General features: G+C 65.8%; 15 protein-coding genes. 9 read left to right on the forward strand and 6 right to left on the reverse strand.

The window, feature by feature from the left end; translation table 11 throughout:
- Positions 1-43: 43 nt before the first annotated feature.
- The 3 genes from AC1DJN_RS09210 to aat form a co-directional block, all read right to left on the reverse strand.
- Positions 44-439, reverse strand: coding sequence for a hypothetical protein (locus tag AC1DJN_RS09210; RefSeq protein ID WP_099783944.1), 396 nt, complete (start codon positions 437-439; stop codon positions 44-46).
- 203 nt (positions 440-642) lie between these two features.
- Entirely contained in the window at positions 643-861 is a 219-nt protein-coding gene (infA, locus tag AC1DJN_RS09215; protein WP_005409596.1) for a translation initiation factor IF-1, read from the reverse strand.
- An 86-nt stretch (positions 862-947) separates the two neighbouring features.
- Entirely contained in the window at positions 948-1688 is a 741-nt protein-coding gene (gene aat, locus AC1DJN_RS09220) for a leucyl/phenylalanyl-tRNA--protein transferase (RefSeq protein ID WP_442252061.1), read from the reverse strand.
- Between the two features lie 71 nt (positions 1689-1759).
- Here aat and AC1DJN_RS09225 point away from each other — a divergent pair, with 71 nt between their 5' ends.
- On the forward strand, positions 1760-3028 hold the full coding sequence (locus AC1DJN_RS09225) for a hypothetical protein (RefSeq protein ID WP_442252053.1): 1269 nt from the start codon (positions 1760-1762) through the stop codon (positions 3026-3028).
- A gap of 61 nt (positions 3029-3089) precedes the next feature.
- Here AC1DJN_RS09225 and AC1DJN_RS09230 read toward each other — a convergent pair whose 3' ends face one another.
- Positions 3090-4214, reverse strand: a complete 1125-nt coding sequence (locus AC1DJN_RS09230) for a GNAT family N-acetyltransferase (protein ID WP_442252054.1) — start codon at positions 4212-4214, stop codon at positions 3090-3092.
- A 401-nt stretch (positions 4215-4615) separates the two neighbouring features.
- On the opposite strand from AC1DJN_RS09230, the gene AC1DJN_RS09235 reads away from it, so the two are divergent.
- The gene (locus AC1DJN_RS09235) at positions 4616-6154 is read left to right on the forward strand and encodes an N-acetylmuramoyl-L-alanine amidase family protein (protein ID WP_442252055.1); all 1539 of its coding nucleotides are present in this window, start codon (positions 4616-4618) and stop codon (positions 6152-6154) included.
- A 68-nt stretch (positions 6155-6222) separates the two neighbouring features.
- Here the strand turns inward: AC1DJN_RS09235 and trxB are convergent, their stop codons facing one another.
- Complete coding sequence (gene trxB, locus AC1DJN_RS09240) at positions 6223-7194, reverse strand: thioredoxin-disulfide reductase (protein WP_478039118.1); 972 nt, start codon at positions 7192-7194, stop codon at positions 6223-6225.
- Positions 7195-7426: 232 nt separating this feature from the next.
- Between trxB and AC1DJN_RS09245 the strand changes: the two genes are divergently transcribed.
- The 5 genes from AC1DJN_RS09245 to AC1DJN_RS09265 all read left to right on the forward strand — a co-directional run bounded on the left by AC1DJN_RS09245 (position 7427) and on the right by AC1DJN_RS09265 (position 14748).
- Entirely contained in the window at positions 7427-9790 is a 2364-nt protein-coding gene (locus AC1DJN_RS09245; RefSeq protein WP_478039119.1) for a DNA translocase FtsK, read from the forward strand.
- Positions 9791-9831: 41 nt separating this feature from the next.
- Positions 9832-11772, forward strand: coding sequence for a DUF3857 domain-containing protein (locus AC1DJN_RS09250; RefSeq protein ID WP_478039120.1), 1941 nt, complete (start codon positions 9832-9834; stop codon positions 11770-11772).
- Positions 11773-11882: 110 nt separating this feature from the next.
- On the forward strand, positions 11883-12521 hold the full coding sequence (gene lolA / locus AC1DJN_RS09255) for an outer membrane lipoprotein periplasmic chaperone LolA (protein ID WP_032974810.1): 639 nt from the start codon (positions 11883-11885) through the stop codon (positions 12519-12521).
- A gap of 355 nt (positions 12522-12876) precedes the next feature.
- Positions 12877-14262, forward strand: coding sequence for a replication-associated recombination protein A (locus tag AC1DJN_RS09260; RefSeq protein WP_051501584.1), 1386 nt, complete (start codon positions 12877-12879; stop codon positions 14260-14262).
- A gap of 84 nt (positions 14263-14346) precedes the next feature.
- On the forward strand, positions 14347-14748 hold the full coding sequence (locus AC1DJN_RS09265; protein WP_478039121.1) for a DUF805 domain-containing protein: 402 nt from the start codon (positions 14347-14349) through the stop codon (positions 14746-14748).
- 85 nt (positions 14749-14833) lie between these two features.
- Here the strand turns inward: AC1DJN_RS09265 and AC1DJN_RS09270 are convergent, their stop codons facing one another.
- Complete coding sequence (locus AC1DJN_RS09270) at positions 14834-15208, reverse strand: hypothetical protein (protein WP_442252058.1); 375 nt, start codon at positions 15206-15208, stop codon at positions 14834-14836.
- 270 nt (positions 15209-15478) lie between these two features.
- Here AC1DJN_RS09270 and AC1DJN_RS09275 point away from each other — a divergent pair, with 270 nt between their 5' ends.
- Positions 15479-16507: an alpha/beta hydrolase gene (locus AC1DJN_RS09275; protein ID WP_223485500.1), complete on the forward strand. Its 1029-nt coding sequence runs from the start codon at positions 15479-15481 to the stop codon at positions 16505-16507.
- A gap of 121 nt (positions 16508-16628) precedes the next feature.
- Positions 16629-17404, forward strand: a 776-nt coding sequence (locus AC1DJN_RS09280; protein WP_478039122.1) for a YncE family protein, incomplete at its 3' end; no start/stop codon positions are given.

A 17404-nucleotide genomic window follows, 5' to 3' on the forward strand; every position in this document is an offset into this window, starting at 1 on the left:
GCAACGACAGGGCGGCGCAGGCCGCCCTTGTCGTGTCAGCTCCTCAGCGGCTGCGCTGGCGGGCCATGCGCTGGAAGGCGGCAGCTTCGAGGGGTTCGATCCGCTCGACCGTGCAGCTGGCGCGATCGGTCTTCAGCACGCTGCGTGAGCCGGCGCACAGCTGGTTGCTTTCGCCCTGGGTTTCAAATGCCAGCCGCCGCGAGGTCACGGCGCTGCTGCAGGAGGCTTTGAACACCACGCGGTAGTGCTGGTCACCATTGCGCAGCAGCACATCGCGATCAGCGCCGGCGCGGACGATCTGCTGGTCTTCGCTCAAAGCAATGCAGCTGTCACCGGCGCTTGCCGACGGCGTGTCGGCGGCCTGGGCGGCGGGTGCGATCAGGGCGGCAGTGCTGAGTACCAGGGCGGCGAAGCCAGCGGGCAGGGAGGTCACGTTCATGGCAGGGGCAGGGGATGGCGATCCGGACTGGATCGGATGCCACGATGACGCCGCCGCTGCGAATGCGAATCTGCCGCAAGCATGGCTGACCGATGTCACGGTGCATTCGGTCAGGGTGCCGTCCGGCAGGGCCGGATTCCAGGCATGACAAAAGGCCAGCGTCCAGGGCTGGCCTTGTCGAGGTGGCGCAACGCGCCAGCCGCTTACTTCATTCGGTAGGTGATACGACCCTTGGTCAGGTCGTACGGGGTCATTTCAACCTTGACCCGGTCACCGGTGAGGATGCGGATGTAGTTCTTGCGCATGCGGCCGGAGATGTGGGCAATGATTTCGTGCCCATTTTCCAGACGAACGCGGAAAGTGGTGTTCGGCAGCGTCTCGCTGACGGTGCCCTCGAACTCGATGGAATCGTCTTTCGACATGTAGTCCTGTGCGGTTCAGAAAACGGCCACGCTGGGCCTAAGGCGCAGCATTTTACGCGTCAAACGCCCAGCTTGCAAAGATTGTGTTATTCCCCGGCAAAATCCGCTGCCGGCACGCGCCCGACGAGCCGGGTCCAGACGCCTTCCCGGCCCGGCGCCTGTACCGCGCTGCGGACCTGCTGCAGAAACGGCGCGCGCGGCAGATGCTCGGCGCCCATGCGCAGCAGATGCGGATTCTCCACCTGCGCGTCGATCAGTGGCCAACCCCAGCCGTGAAGCGTGCGTGCCAGTGCGGCCAGCGCCACCTTGGAGCCGCCACTTTCGCCACTGAACATGCTTTCACCGAAGAACATCGTGCCGATAGCCACGCCATAGATGCCGCCGACCAGCGTCTGCCGATCCCACACCTCGAAGGAATGTGCGAAACCCAGGTCGTGCAGCTGGCTGTAGGCATCCACCATCGCCGGGCTGATCCAGGTGCCGTCCTGGCCGGGGCGGGGCGCGCTGGCGCATGCACGCATCACCTGGCTGAAGGCGGTATCGGCGGTCACTTCCCAGCAGTTGCCGCGCAGCTGCCGGCGGAACCTGCTGCTCAGGTGCACGCCGTCGGTACGGAACACCATGCGCGGGTCCGGCGACCACCACAGGATCGGCTCGCCTTCACTGAACCACGGAAAGATGCCGCCGGCATAGGCATTGAGCAGGCGCAGCGGATGCAGGTCGCCGCCCACCGCAAGCAGGCCATCGGGTTGGCGCAGCGCTGTCTCGGCCGGCGGAAAGGGGGCATCCGGCGCATCGGCCAGGCGCCAGGGCAACTGACGGGTCATGCCGGCATTGTATTCGTCGTGGCGATGCGCGATGTCTGGCACCATCACGCACTACCGGCAAGGAGCCCCGCATGAGCGATCCGATCACCGCCATCCTCGATGCGCACGATGCGCCGCGCACACGCAATGACAGCCTGGCCATGCTGTTGACCCTGGCCAGCGAAGACCGCCCCCCGCTTGGCGCGCTTCTGCTGCAGGCGCTGGATCGCCGCTCACCCGGCTCCACCTTCCTCGACACGGCCTTGGATCTGCTGCCGGACGAGGCTGTCGCTCCGGTCTGTATTGACGCTTGGCGGCGCTATCGTGACGGCGAGCGTGGCGAGCTGCTGACCAGCGTGCTGGAGTTTGCCAGCTACCAAGCGCCGCACACGCTGCAGGACGATTGGGAGGCGCTGCTGGAGGTCGCCATCGAGGATCACATCCAGCTGGCCTCGCAGGTCTGGCAGGCATTGCCGCCGTCGGTTGCGACTGACTGGGCGCATCGGTTGACCGAGGCGGACGACGATCGCGAACTGGAGCGGGCCAAGGCAGTGCTGCTGGCCACCCAGCCGGAGACCCATGCCGCCGCCCGTGGCTACCTGGCCGACTGGAGCGACCTGGATGCCGAGGTCTGGGCGCACTGGGCGGGCCTGGCCGATGGCCCGCGTCTGCGCCGCCTGCATGGCCAGCAACCGCTGCACCTGCGCTTCGGACGCGAACAGCATCGCGCACAGGTGGACGAAGAGCCTGCCTGGCGCAAGCGGATCTGGCGGCTGCATCCCACCTGGAATGGCGGCCAGGTGCTTCACGCCGGGCGCGTGGGCGGGCTGCTCGATGCCTTGTGCGGCAGCTGTCATGCGCCGCTGCAGCGTCTGCTGCAGTCCGATGCTGCGGCGCTGCAGCCGGACGCGGAGGGTGAGGTCACGCTCGGGCTGTGCCTGGACTGCTGTGGCTGGGAAGACCCGCCCGTGCGTTTCTATCGGCACGATGCAGAGGGCATGCCGAGCTGCCACCCCAGCCAGCACTGCCAGGTGCCGATCAATCCCACCGACAGCGGCGACCTGCTGCAGGCCGAAGTGGGTCTTGCCGCGATGGACAGCCATCGCTGGCAGCAGCAGGACTGGGGCCAGTCCAATCACCGGCAGAACCTGTCGCGGGTGGGTGGCGCACCGAGCTGGGTGCAGAGCGCGCACTACCCGGCGTGCATCGATTGTGGCGAGCAGATGCCTTTCGTGATGCAGCTGGACTCAACGTTGCCGACCACCAATGAAGGCATGGTGCTGTGGGGAAGTGGCGGCATGCTGTACAGCTTCTGGTGCGCGAAGTGCCGGGTGAGCGGGCACTTCTGGCAGTGCACCTGAGCGCAGCATCCCCGCCATTGCCGTGGTAGATGCCAACCTTGGCTGGCACGCTTCTCCGACGCTACGGTTCCGCGCGGAAAGGGCCATGCCCCTGCAGTTCCTGCTGGTAGCGCCGCACATCCCGCCGCTCCTGCCGGCACCAGTCCTGCAGTGCCTCGGCAAACTCCGCATCGGCCACCCAGTGCCGGCTGCGCACGATGGTGGGCAGGAAGCCGCGTGCCAGCTTGTGCTCGCCCTGCGCACCCGGCTCGAAGCGGGCCACGCCCTCTCGCAGGCAGTACTCGATGCCCTGGTAGTAGCAGGCCTCGAAGTGCAGGCCGGGCAGGGTGGCACCGCCCCAGTAGCGGCCGTACAGCGTGTCGCCACCGCGCAGGCACAACGCGCCGGCAATCGGTTCGCCGTCCTGTTCGGCCAGAAACAGCACCAGCCCGCGTCCCAGTGAAACCGCCAGATGGCGCAGGAACGCTTCGGTCAGCGCTGGCGCGTTGCCGTATTCCAGGAACGTCTGCAGGTAGAAGCGGTACATCGCCTGCAGATCGGCGCGGGTGGCCTCGTCGCCATGCACCACCCGGAAGCTGATGCCCTGACGGCCGACCTTGGCGCGCTCCTGGCGGATGTTCTTGCGGTGTTTGTGGTCCATCGCGCCCAGGAACTCTTCGAACGTCACCCAGTCACCCCGGTTATGCCACTGGAACTGGATGTCCTCGCGCAGCAGCCAGTCGTCATCGAAGACCGTTTCGTCAGCTGCCGTGTGGAAGTTGATGTGGGCTGATGACACATCCAGCGCGGGCAACCGGTCGCGCAGTGCCGTCAGCAGGGCGGTGCGCTGCGCGTCGTCACGGGCCAGCAGGCGCGGGCCAGTCACCGGCGAGTACGGCACCGCGCCGAGCCACTTCGGGTAGTAGTCGCGTCCGTGCCGCGCATAGGCATTGGCCCAGGCGTGGTCGAACACGAATTCACCGTGGGAATTGGTCTTCAGGTAGCCGGGAACGGCGCCGACCAGGGCATCACCGTCCCAGAGGGTGAAGTGCTGCGGCTGCCAGCCCCAGTCCTCGCGCAGGCAGCCGTAGGTTTCCAGGCCGGACAGGAAGGCGTGGCTGACGAATGGATTGCGGCCATCGTGCAGGGCATCCCACGCGGTGGCGGGAACGGACTGCAGGGAGTCGAGGAAGCGGGCGGTGGGCATGGGAAGAGGATAGGGCAGGTGCGGTGCGGGATGACGGTGTCGCGGCGCCGCGGGTTGAGTTTAACCAGCCGGGGTGAGGGTCTGATCGCCCGTCACGATGGGAGTGACGCGGTGCCGATTGGCGTCGGCCTTGGATCACTCGGTACCGCTAACTGCAGGGGGCACGGCCGATGCCGTTCAGTGTTCGCGAATGGACAGCTTGCCTTTCTCAAAATTCTCGGGGGAGCTGTTCGAGGCTGGCGAGGATTGGCTTGTTGCGGCGTTGGTAGGCGCGATGGGCCTGAGGGAAATTGTGAATTCCCGGATCTGAAACGCCTAGCATTACATCCCTTTTGAGGGCTTGGCAGTGTTGATCCGTGCGACACGCGTGGCGCACTCCCCAACCTTTCAAAGGAACTGATATGAATTTCGTGCGCGCGTTCCGCCCCATTGGATTGGCGTCGATCATTGCCTGCACCTTACCCTGTCCGCAGGCGCTCACTCAGCCTTTACCGCCCGCCGCTGATACAGATGTGGCGTTGGATCTTCTATTGACGCGGCAAGCACAGAAGATCCTGGATGACCACCAGTTGCGCAGGTCCAGATCCACGGGCATATCAGTTGGTGCCTCTGTTGATATCCAGCAAAGGAAGCTCGTCATCAGCTTCGGGGCTGGAATCCTGCCGTCGGAGGACGATCATTCGCTCGAGGAACTGGAGCAGCACATCAGGAACACCCTGGAGGCCTACACGACGCAGGCCGGCGTAGGCGAAGTTGAAACGGTCATTCTTTACGAGGGAAAGCCCTACTGGGAACACTTTCCTCGCGGCATCAGTGCGCAAGAGCAGGGCTCTGCCAGGCAGGCAGGGGGCCAGGTTCTTGTCTCGGCCAGTCACGGGCTGCTGAGAGTGCACCCCGGTATGGGGTGGGAATTCCAGCGGCCTGTACGCAATGGCGTGCAGGAGGATCTGATTACGCCCGGATATGCGGACGAGTTGCAACGGCTGCTGGAAGATCGAGGGGGTGTGACCGTGCATCGTGCGCGTCGCGGCGGGGGCGGTACGCACCCGGATTCAATGCGTCCGTGGTATGAGATGTCAGCTCGTTACCATCTCAAGGATCTTCTTCCTGATCGGACAGATATCTGGAATCACTTTGCGAACAGTACTGCGAGCGACAGGGAGGTGTCAGATGACATCCGCGCTCGACCGTACTACGCGAATCATCTCGGCGTTGCAGGGATGCTCAGCATTCACACCAATGCGGATGTCCCAGGCGTTGCCCGTGGGTCAAGGGTTTTCTACCATTCAAGCAAGCCAGCGGATCGACAGCTGGCCGATCTGACGTTGTGCTACATGCGGGAGCTCATCACCGCACAGGAGGGTTACGCTGACTTTCCTGTTCCCCGAGATGGCGTCGCCGCAGGACATGGTGAAAACAACTTCGCAACCATGCCGTCCATAGTGGTCGAGGTGGCTTTTCACACAAATGCCGCGGACGCCGCCGCCCTCCAGGACCCGGTGTTCCGTGCCGCTTCCATGAAAGGAGTTGAGAAGGGCTACCGGCTCTTCCGCGAAGGCAAGGGCTGCGTTCCGTTGGAGGCCGAGCCCATCCAGGGAATACGGTTGCCTCAGGGAAGCTCACAGCAGGTGGATGTCGCCTTCGAGGGCTATCCGCAGTACCCCATCGAACTGGTCACCACGAACGTGGGCTGCCCGCCCGGATGGACCTGCAGCGACGGAAAGGTTCGCATCACTAGCCCCGACGACAAACCCAGCCAGATTACCCTGCGGTGCGAGAACGCCGGGAGTGCGCCAATTCTGTGGGATACGCGGGTCGTGGACGCCGATGGCGTGAAATCGCCACCTGTGCGCCACGTCGTGCAGTGCATCCGAACATCGCGCGGGTTGAGCGAGGCTCCGATCATCTCTGCCGGTGTGGAGCCCGCGACGGCAGGTTGAATGCTTTGAAGCGGGCGCTTTCGCGCCCGCTTCAAGTCAACTCTGTCTCGACGCTACAGAAGCCAGCCTCAGCTGGCCTTGCCCTGTGCATCCAGGTAACGCTCTGCGTCCAGTGCGGCCATGCAGCCGAAGCCGGCCGAAGTGRTCGCCTGGCGGTAGTGCTGGTCGGCCACGTCGCCGGCGGCGAACACGCCTTCCACCGAGGTCTGGGTGGCGTTGCCGCCCAGGCCCGAACGGATTTCCAGGTAGCCGTTGTTCATGGTCAGCTGGCCGTCGAACAGCTGGGTGTTCGGGTGGTGGCCGATGGCCACGAAGAAGCCGTGGGCATCGATGTCGCGGGTGCTGCCGTCCAGGGTCGACTTCACGCGCACGCCGGTCACGCCGGCCTCGTTGCCCAGCACTTCCTCCACCTGGTGGTGCCAGACGGTTTCGATCTTGCCGGCTTCAACCTTGGCGAACAGCTTGTCCTGCATGATCTTTTCCGCCTTCAGGGTGTCGCGGCGGTGGACCAGATAGACCTTGCGGGCGATGTTGGACAGGTACAGCGCTTCTTCCACGGCGGTGTTGCCGCCGCCGACCACGACCACGTCCTGGTCACGGTAGAAGAAGCCGTCGCAGGTGGCGCAGGCGGAGACGCCGCGGCCCTTGAACTCGTCTTCGGTCGGGATGCCCAGGTACTTGGCGGTCGCGCCGGTGGAGATGATCAGGGCGTCACAGGTGTATTCGTGGCTGTCGCCGATCAGCTTGAACGGGCGCTGCGACAGGTCCGCGGTATGGATGTGGTCGAAGATGACCTCGGTCTCGAAGCGCTCTGCGTGGGCCTGCATGCGCGCCATCAGGTCCGGGCCCATCAGGCCATGGGCGTCACCCGGCCAGTTGTCCACTTCGGTGGTGGTCATCAGCTGGCCACCCTGCTGCAGGCCGGTGATGACGACCGGCTTCAGGTTGGCGCGGGCAGCGTAGACGGCAGCGGTCCAACCGGCCGGGCCGGAACCGAGGATGACAAGACGCTGGTGGCGGGAGGGCAGGCTGGTGCTCATGTAGACTCGCGAAAAGGTAGATGGGACAAGGCGCGGCGATGTTTGCACAGCATCCTTGGCTGGTCATAGAGTGGCGGCTGGGGCAGGGCGATTCAAGCCGATGAACAGAACAGCGCCATCCACGGGCGGTTTCAGGCCCTGTCATCGCTTGCGCGGCAACGGATAACTGAAAACTGACGCCGTCTCGTTTATTATCAAACACTAACAGCGCATTCCAAAGGTATGGTCTAAGGTGGCGAAGCAGGTCCCCGAACGCTCCAAGTCCGACGACAAAAAGGCATCGCGTCGCTCGGCGGCAGCGGCCACGACCGACAACCCACGCCGTCAGCGCCTGTGGCGCGACCTGGGTCTGATCGCCATCGCGCCGGCGCTGCTGTATCTGGCTGCCAGCCTTTTCACCTATTCAGCGACGGACCCGGGCTGGTCACACACCGGCAGCGTGGTTGCGCCGGTACACAACATGGGCGGCCGCGCGGGCGCGTGGATCGCCGACGTGCTGCTGCAGCTGTTCGGCTACATCGCTTTCCTGCTGCCGGTGGTGCTGGGCGCGCTGGCCTGGATCGCAATGTTCGGCCTCAAGCGTGAGAGCAAGGGCGAGAACGATCTGGACCCCGCGTTGCGGCTGGTCGGCCTGGTCGGCTTCCTGATCGCCGGCACCGGCTTCCTGCACGTGCGCCTGTTCAGTGGCGATGTCTCCAGTGCCGGCGGCATCCTCGGCAAGCTGGTCGGCAATTCGCTCAGCGTGGGCTTTGGTGCGCTGGGCGCTAACCTGTTCGTGCTGGTGTTGCTGCTGGCCTCGATCACTCTGGCCACGGGCCTGTCCTGGTTCGTGGTGATGGAGAAGATCGGTCGCGGCGTGATGTCGCTGGCACCGTTGCTGGAGCGCAAGAAGGAGCAGGCCACCGAATGGCAGCAGACCCGCGTTCTTCGCGAGGAACGCCAGGAAGTGCGCAAGGCCGATGCCGAAGTGCGCGCCAAGCGCGAGCCGGTGAAGATCGAGCCGCGCCCGGAGCCGGTGATCGAAAAGAGCGACCGGGCCAAGCGCGACAACCAGATCCCGATGTTCCGTGGCGTCAATGGCGACGGCTCGGACCTGCCGCCGCTGGCCCTGCTGGATGATCCCAAGCCGCAACCCGTGGGCTATGACAAGGACACCCTCGACGCGCTGTCGCGGCAGATCGAGTTCAAGCTCAAGGACTTCCGCATCGATGCACAGGTGGTCGGCGCCAACCCCGGCCCGGTCATCACCCGCTTCGAGATCGAGCCGGCGCCGGGCATCAAGGTCAGCCAGATCAGTTCGCTGGACAAGGACATCGCCCGCGGCCTGTCGGTGAAGTCGGTGCGTGTGGTCGATGTGATTCCGGGCAAGTCGGTGATCGGCCTGGAAATCCCCAACGTCACCCGCGAGATGATCTACCTGTCCGAGCTGCTGCGCTCGAAGGAGTACGACAAGTCGGCCAGTTCGCTGACCCTCGCGCTGGGCAAGGACATCGCCGGTCGCTCGACCGTGGCCGACCTGGCGCGCATGCCGCACCTGCTGGTGGCCGGTACCACCGGTTCGGGCAAGTCGGTGGCGGTCAACGCGATGGTGTTGAGCCTGCTGTTCAAGGCGTCGCCGAAAGACCTGCGGATGCTGATGATCGACCCGAAGATGCTCGAACTGAGCGTCTACCAGGGCATTCCGCATCTGCTGGCGCCGGTGGTCACCGACATGAAGGASGCCGCCAACGSCYTGCGCTGGWGCGTSGCSGAGATGGARCGSCGCTACAAGCTGATGAGCGCGGTGGGCGTGCGCAACCTCGCCGGCTTCAACAAGAAGGTGAAGGACGCCCAGGACGCTGGCCAGCCGATGATGGACCCGCTGTTCAAGCCTAACCCGGAGCTGGGCGAGGCGCCGCGCCCGCTGGAGACGCTGCCGTTCATCGTCATCTTCATCGACGAATTCGCCGACATGATGATGATCGTCGGCAAGAAGGTCGAAGAGCTGATCGCGCGACTGGCGCAGAAGGCGCGTGCGGCCGGCATCCACCTGATCCTGGCTACCCAGCGCCCGTCGGTGGACGTCATCACCGGCCTGATCAAGGCCAACATTCCCACCCGCATCGCCTTCCAGGTCAGCTCGAAGATCGATTCGCGCACCATCCTCGACCAGTCCGGCGCCGAGACGCTGCTCGGTCACGGCGACATGCTGTACCTGCCGCCGGGCACGGCGATGCCCGAGCGTGTGCACGGCGCCTTCGTGTCCGATGAGGAAGTGCATCGCGTGGTCGAGCACCTCAAGGCAATGGGGCCGRCCGACTATGTCGACGGCGTGCTGGACGAAGTACAGACGATGGGCGATGGCGTGGTGGTCGGTGCGACCGGCCTGCCGGAGACCAGTTCCGGCGGCGGCGATGAGTCCGACCCGCTGTACGACGAAGCGCTGCGCGTGGTCACCGAGACCCGCCGCGCGTCGATTTCCGGCGTGCAGCGTCGCCTGAAGATCGGCTACAACCGCGCAGCGCGACTGATCGAGGCCATGGAAGCGGCCGGTGTGGTCAGTCCGCCCGAGCACAACGGCGACCGCACCGTGCTGGCACCGCCGCCGCCGAAGTAAGCCAAGCCCTGCCGCATTCCCGACGTCCAAGGAACCGACGCATGCTTCAACCCGTTTCCTGCGCGCTGGCGCTGGCCTGCCTGCTGGCATCCGRCCCGGCGCTGGCCGATGCCGCCGCGACGGCTGTACCCGCAGTCGCGCCACCGTCCACCGGCAGCGATGCCGAGGCCAGCAACAACTTCAGCTTCGTACGTTATCGCGCCGACTACCAGGTGCGCGCCGATGCCGGCAACGTGCAGACTGAAACCTACGAAATCCTGCTCAAGACCAAGGCAGCGGTGGAGCAGTTCAGCCAGGTGCGGTTGAGCTACAGCGAGAAGATGGAAACGCTGGATGTGGTCAACGCCTATACGCTGACCGCCGACGGCCAGCGCCGCGAAGTGCCGGCTGATCGCATCTACACCCAGGAAAGCTATTCCAGTGCCTCGGCGGCGATGTATGCCGACCGCAAGGTGCGGGTGATCGTGTTCCCGAACCTGGCGCCGGGCACGCGGCTGTTCTACCAGGTGCGTCGGACCCAGCTGACGCCCTATTTCCCGGGCTACTTTGGCCTGTGGGAAACCTTCAATGTGTTCACCCAGTACGACGATGCCGAAGTGACCCTCAGCGCGCCGGCCAATCTGCCCATGTTCGTGGACAGCCGTGGCGTGCAGGGCAGTGACCGGCCGGTGGTGAAGAACGGCCAGGCGCAATGGCGCTGGCGCTACCAGCGCCGCGAGCCGATGCAGGCGCAGAACTGGTCGGCGGCGGTGTGGGAGTTCGGGCCGAACATCATGGCCAGCACCTATCGCGACTGGGCGCAGATGGGTCGCGCCTACCAACTGAAAGCAGGGCCGGCCGCACAGGTCACCCCGGAGATCCAGGCGCTGGCCGATGAAGTCACCGCCGGCATCAGCGACCGCCGCGCGCAGGCCGATGCGCTGTACCGCTGGGTGGCGCAGAACATCCGCTACGTGGCGGTGTACCTGGGCAATGGCGGCCTGGAGCCGAACAGTGCGCAGAGCATCCTCGACAACCACTATGGCGACTGCAAGGACCACGTAACGATCCTCGAGGCGCTGCTGGCGGCCAAGGGCATCACCAGTTCGCCGGTGCTGATCGGTGCCGGTGGCGGCCCGACGCTGCCGAAGATTCCGCTGCTGGGCCGCTTCAACCACGCCATCACCTACGTGCCCGAGTTCGACCTGTACCTGGATTCGACCAGTGCCTGGGCGCGCTTCGGCCAGCTGCCTGATGGCGACCTTGGTGCGCCGGTGCTGCACACCCGCGATGCCACCCTGGCACGCACGCCGGCCAATGATCCGCAGCGCAACGCCACGGTGATGGAGGTGCGCTTCACCTTCGACGCGCAGGGCAACCTGCGTGGCGAGACAGTGCCGCAGCTGAGCGACAACGCCGAGATCGGCATGCGCGCGCAGTTCGCCCAGCTCAATGCACAGAACCGGGCGCGCGCTGAAGAATCGATCATGGCCGCGTCCGGTTTCGATGGCCGCGGCCAGCTGCAGCTGCAGGGTGTGCCGGTCGACCTGACCCGGCCGTTTGGCTATCGCATGGCCTTCCAGGCCGAGGACTACGTGGACTTCGATGTGGCCGGCGGCATGGCCGTGCCCGATCCGCCCGGTGGTGAATCGGTACGCGGGCTGTATGCCAGCGCCTCGGCGCCGGACAATGAGACGCCGTTCTACTGCAATGCCAGCCTGCGCGAGGAAACCTATCGCCTGCAGTTCCCGGCCAATGCCCCGATCATCGCGATTCCGCGCAGCCAGCGGTTTGCCAATGCCGCCGGCGAGTACCGGGTCGACTGGAGCCGGCAGGGCCAGGAAGTGACCGTGCATCACCGCCTGCAGCAGAACGCGGTGCGCGGCGCCGAGGCGCTGTGCCAGCCGCAGGACTATGCCGCGTTCCGCGCGCTGTTCCGCGAGGTACGCCGCGGCTTCCGTGGCCAGGTGCTGTACGGCAAGCTGCCGGCCGCTGGCAGCTGAATCGCCGATCAGCGATCAGGGCGTCATAATGGCGTCCTGATCGCCCATTCATCTTTCGCCGGGCACACTGGCACCCAACTTTCCTGGCCGCGCRCCCACAGGATCCCCGCATGAACCTTCGCCTCCGCCGTTTCCTTGCCACCACCACTCTGGCCGTGGCCTGCGCCGCTGCCGGCAGCGCCTGGGCCGGCGCCCGTGATGACCTGAAAACCTTCACCACCGGCCTGAAGGGCCTGGATGGGCAGTTCAGCCAGCAGGTGTTCGACAGCCGCGGCAAGGTCAAGGAATCCACCAGTGGTCGCGTCGCTTTGTCGGCACCGCGCCTGTTCCGTTGGGAGTACGTGCGCCCGCACGAGCAGCTGATCGTGGCTGACGGCAAGAAGGTGTGGATGTTCGAGCCGGACCTGGAGCAGGCGACCGTTCGCGAGCAGGGCAAGGAAGAGCAGAACAGCCCGCTGACCGCGCTGATCAATCCGGCACTGCTGGAGCAGCAGTACGACGTGAGCGAAGAGGCCGCCACCCGCGATGGCCTGCAGTGGCTGTCGCTGTCGCCGAAGCGCGAGACCGAAGCCAGCTTCCAGTACGCCGCGCTGGGCTTCAACGCGCAGGGCCTGGCGAAGATGGAGATCACCGACGCCGTGGGCCAGCGCACCGTGATCAGTTTCAGCGGCTGGAAGCGCAACCCCAGCTTCGCCGCCAACACCTTCCGCTTCACCCCGCCGGCGGGTACCGACGTCATCGGCAACTGATCGCGGTCGCCGGGCATGGCCCGGCGCTACCTGCGCTGGTCGGTGTCAACCGGCACCGCCTTGGTAGGTGTCAACCTTGGTTGACATGCTTTTGATCTGCCGGCCAGCGGCCGGCACCACCGATTGCCGCAGATCTCCGATCCGCCGGGCATGGCCCGGCGCTACCTGCTCTGGTGGGTGTCAACCGGCACCGCCTTGGTAGGTGTCAACCTTGGTTGTCATGCTTTTGATCTGCCGGCCAGTGGCCGGCACCACCGATTGCCGCAGATCTCCGGTCCGCCGGGCATGGCTCGGCGCTACCGGCCCTGGTGGGTGTCAACCGGCACCGCCTTGGTAGGTGTCAACCTTGGTTGGCATGCTCTCGCGGTACAATGACCGCGTGCCAAGACATCGCTCCACTTCATTCCCCGGCCCCGATCTGCTGAGTGTCGATCGGGAACACATGCGCCCGCTGGCCGAGCGCATGCGCCCCCGCACCCTGGATGAGATGGTCGGGCAGAAGCGTCTGCTCGCGCCAGAGAGCGCGTTGCGCCGTGCCGTCGAATCCGGACGCGTGCATTCGATGATCCTGTGGGGACCGCCCGGCTGCGGCAAGACCACGCTGGCGCTGTTGCTGGCTGAATACTCCGACGCCGAATTCCGTGCCATTTCCGCCGTGCTGTCCGGCCTGCCGGAGGTGCGCCAGGTGCTGGCAGAGGCCGCGCAGCGCTTCGCCGAAGGTCGTCGCACGGTGCTGTTCGTCGACGAAGTGCACCGCTTCAACAAGGCGCAGCAGGATGCGTTCCTGCCGCACATCGAGCGCGGCACCATCCTGTTCGTCGGTGCAACCACCGAGAACCCGTCGTTCGAGTTGAACTCGGCGCTGCTGTCGCGTTGCCGCGTGCATGTGCTGGAAGGTGTCTCGCCGACTGACATCGTCGAAGCGCTGGAACGTGCGCTCGGTGATCGCGAGCGCGGGCTGGGCGAGGAACGCATCGAAGTCGCGCCCGAGCTGCTGCTGGAAATCGCCACCGCCGCTGATGGCGACGTCCGCCGTGCGCTGACCCTGCTGGAAATCGCCGCCGAGCTGGCGGGCGGGGAGGGTGGTCGCATCACCCCGCAGACGCTGACCCAGGTGCTGGCCGACCGCACCCGCCGCTTCGACAAGGGCGGCGAGCAGTTCTACGACCAGATCTCGGCGCTGCACAAGTCCGTGCGCAGCTCCAATCCTGATGCCGCCTTGTACTGGCTCACGCGCATGCTCGACGGCGGCTGTGATCCCTCGTATCTGGCGCGCCGGCTGACCCGCATGGCCATCGAGGACATCGGCCTGGCCGATCCTCGCGCGCAGAGCATGGCGCTGGAAGCGTGGGACATCTACGAGCGGCTCGGCAGCCCGGAAGGCGAGCTCGCCTTCGCGCAGCTGGTGCTGTACCTGGCCAGCACCGCCAAGTCGAATGCCGGCTATGCCGCCTTCAACCAGGCCAAGGCCGATGTGCGCGACAGTGGTACCGAAGAAGTGCCGCTGCACCTGCGCAATGCACCGACCAAGCTGATGAAGGAGCTGGGCTACGGTGCCGAGTACCAGTACGACCACGATGCCGAGGGCGGCATCGCGCTGGACCAGACCGGTTTCCCCGATGCGATGGGCGAGCGGGTGTATTACAACCCGGTGCCGCGCGGGCTGGAGATCAAGTTGAAGGAAAAGCTCGACCGGCTGCGTGCCGAGCGCGAGGCGGCGAGGGCGGCCAAGGGCGCGTAGTCGTCTGCGTGTGGCAAGGCGGCGCATTGCCCCGCCCGCATGCATTTGGCAGACTGCGCGGCTTGTTTTTCAAGGAACGATGCCGTGCAGGAAATGATTCTGCCGTTGAAGCGTTATGCCCAGTTCGAGGGCCGCGCCAACCGCCGCGAGTACTGGATGTTCCAGCTGTTCCTGCTGCTTGCGGGAGCCGCGGTATGCGTGATTGCGCTGACAGTGGCGCTCGTTGCCGGCCTCGTGCTGGACGCCGATTCCAGCTGGATGGCCGGGATCACGATCGGCGCGGTGGCACTGRTGGGTGCGCTCTGGCTGGCCACGATCGTGCCGTTGATCGCGGTGACCGTGCGCCGCCTGCATGACTGTAACCAGTCAGGGTGGCTGTACCTGCTGGCGCTGGTGCCGGGCGGTGGCGTGGTGATCCTGATCTTTGCGCTGCTGCCGGGTACGCCGCAGGACAACCTGTACGGTCCGGTGCCCGCCGGCCCCTGAGTCAACGGGTTTCGGCCCGATGCAACGAAGCCGGCCCAGGGCCGGCTTCGTCGTTTCTGCGCTGCTGTCAGCAGTGCCAAGCTGATTACTGCAGAACGCAGTCGCCCAACGCCAGGTAATCCGATCCCGAACTGAACTGCAGCGTGCAGCTGGCGGTGAAGGTGACGCCGTCATCCATCGCTGCAAGCTTGGCGTTCTGCTCGTCGTCGGAGGCGGTCAGGCGGGCCAGCACCTGGCCATCCTCATCGCCCGCCTCAAGGACCGGCTCGCCCTGCAGGTTGCTGGAGGCGCCCAGGCTCACTGCCGTGAACTGTACGGTCTGGTTGAGCTGTTCCAGCCCGAGGGAGGAATAGCCGGCCTCTTCATAGGCCGAATACAGCCCGGCCAGGCTCGGCGCGGCATGGCCGGCCAGCGGGGCGAGAAGGCAGGCGACGAGTGCGATCAGTGCTTTGTGCTTCAAGGGGTTCTCACAATCATGGGATCCGATCCCATGGCGGTTGTGGAGCTGATGGGCAGGGGCCAGGCAGGCACCCGCAAGGGCGGGGCGATTCCTGCGCCCCGATGGCAGGCAAAGTAGATGAACCCGGACTTCCGGTGCAAGCGCTGGCGTACGCACTGTCGCGCGCGTGATACATAGCGTGACGTTTGATCGATGTGATAATCATTCGCGTTTAAGGTAGACTGCGGTCCCTTGTGAACCGGTGGCCGTGTGCCGCTTTCGCCGTCACTGATGAAGTCTTCCGTCCTGCCTCCGCGCCGCGGCCCGCTGCTGTCCGGCCTGGCCGCCTTGATGATGGGCCTGCTCCTGGCTACCCCGTACGCATACGCGCAGCAACGCAATCCGCTGCAGAAGATGGGCCAGACCGTGCTTGATGCACCGGCGGCCAGCTATCGCTTCGAGCGTTTCGTGATCGACAGCCCCGATCAGCAGCGCCGCTGGCGGGTGAATGTGGCGATTCCGGCCAAGGCCCCCAAGGCGCCATCGCCGGTGCTGTACGCACTGGACGGCAACGCCGTGGCGATGGTGCTGGACCAGCCGCTGCTGGCCGAGCTGGCCGCACGCAAGGCGCCGCCGGTGTTGGTGCTGATCGGCTACGACAACGACCTGCGCATCGATTCGGCGTCGCGCACCCGCGACTACACCGCATGGATCGATCGCGCCGATGATGAAAGCGGCAGGACGCAGGCTGTCGGCGGCGGCGCAGCGGCCTTCCTGGACATGATCGAGCGTCGCATCAAGCCCGAAGTGGAACGCCGCGCCAACATCGATCGCCAGCAGCAGGCCCTGTGGGGCCATTCGCTGGGCGGCCTGTTCGTGCTCAGCAGCCTGTACACCCGTCCGGCCGCCTTCCAGTACTACCTCAGTGCCAGCCCGTCGTTGTGGTGGAGCCAGGGTGCGCCGCTGGGTGACATCGAGCAGCAGTTCGTTCAGAACGTGCATGGCCAGCCAGCAAAGGTGTGGCTGATGCTGGGCGGTGCCGAGCGCGTCGGCGACCGTGGCAAGCGCGACATGAGCAATCCGCGCGTGGTCGCGCATCTGCGCCGCATTGGTGGCGCCACCCCGGATGCGGCAATGCAGCTGTCCGAGCGCCTGGGCAAGGTACCGGGGCTGAGCGTGCAGTACCGCGAGTTCCCGGGCCTGGGCCATGGCCCGATGCTGCCGGCGTCCTTCCACGCGGCGCTGCACGAGCTTTATGGCGTGACCGACCGCAGCGCCGCCGACGGCCCGCCGGCCGGTGGAGACAACGCCGCCGAATGACCCCCTCGCACGGCAGTGCCGTGCGACCCCACTACCCAGGCGGACTGTCGATGTGCAGCGGCCAAGGCAACCGATGAATCCCGCGCCACCAGGCGCGGCCTACGTGTGCAAGGAGCCTTCCATGTCATTCCGTCCGTCTTTCCGCCTCACTTCCCTGGCCGCCGGCCTGCTGCTGGCAGTGACCGCCAGCGCACAGCCGGTGTTCGACCAGCCGGCCAGCGCTACCTTCAAGGGCCAGGTTGTCTCACGCGGTGAGAACGTGGTTCCCGGCAGCACCGCCGATGTCACCGGCCGCGGCTTCGTGCCGGGCCAGCAGGTCAGCCTGCTGCGTGGCGATACCGTGCTCAACAGCCAGCCGGTGGTGGTCGATGCCGATGGCAACTTCAAGACCCAGCTGGCCATTCCGGCCGACGCCGTGCCGGGTACCCATCCGGTGGTGGTGCGCGCCAGCCAGCCGGCCGCCGCAGCCGTGCTGAAGCTGCGTGTGTCGCCGCAGCTGCCGCTGTCGGGCCAGGCGAAGTTCACCACCCAGTCCAACAAGCTGGTGCCGGGCCTGTACCAGTCGGCCTACAGTGCTGCCAGCAATGCCGTGTTCGTGACCTCGGCCGTCGGCCGCCCGCCGGTCACCCAGTCGCAGCTGCTGAAACTGGACCCGAAGTCGCTGAAGGTGACCAAGGCCATCACCCCGGCGCAGGTGCCGGGCAGCACCAACGGTGCGGTGTTCGCGGTGTATGGCGTGGGCGTCGATGATGCCAATGGCAATGTCTGGGTCAGCAACACCCGCCAGGACACCGTGGCTGTCTATCGCCAGGCAGACTTGTCGCTGGTCCATCAGTTCCCGGTCGGCGCCGTGCCGCACGCCCGCGACGTGGTGGTCGACAGCACGCACGGCAAGGT

The organism is Stenotrophomonas sp. 05L414_2 (assembly GCF_056397905.1).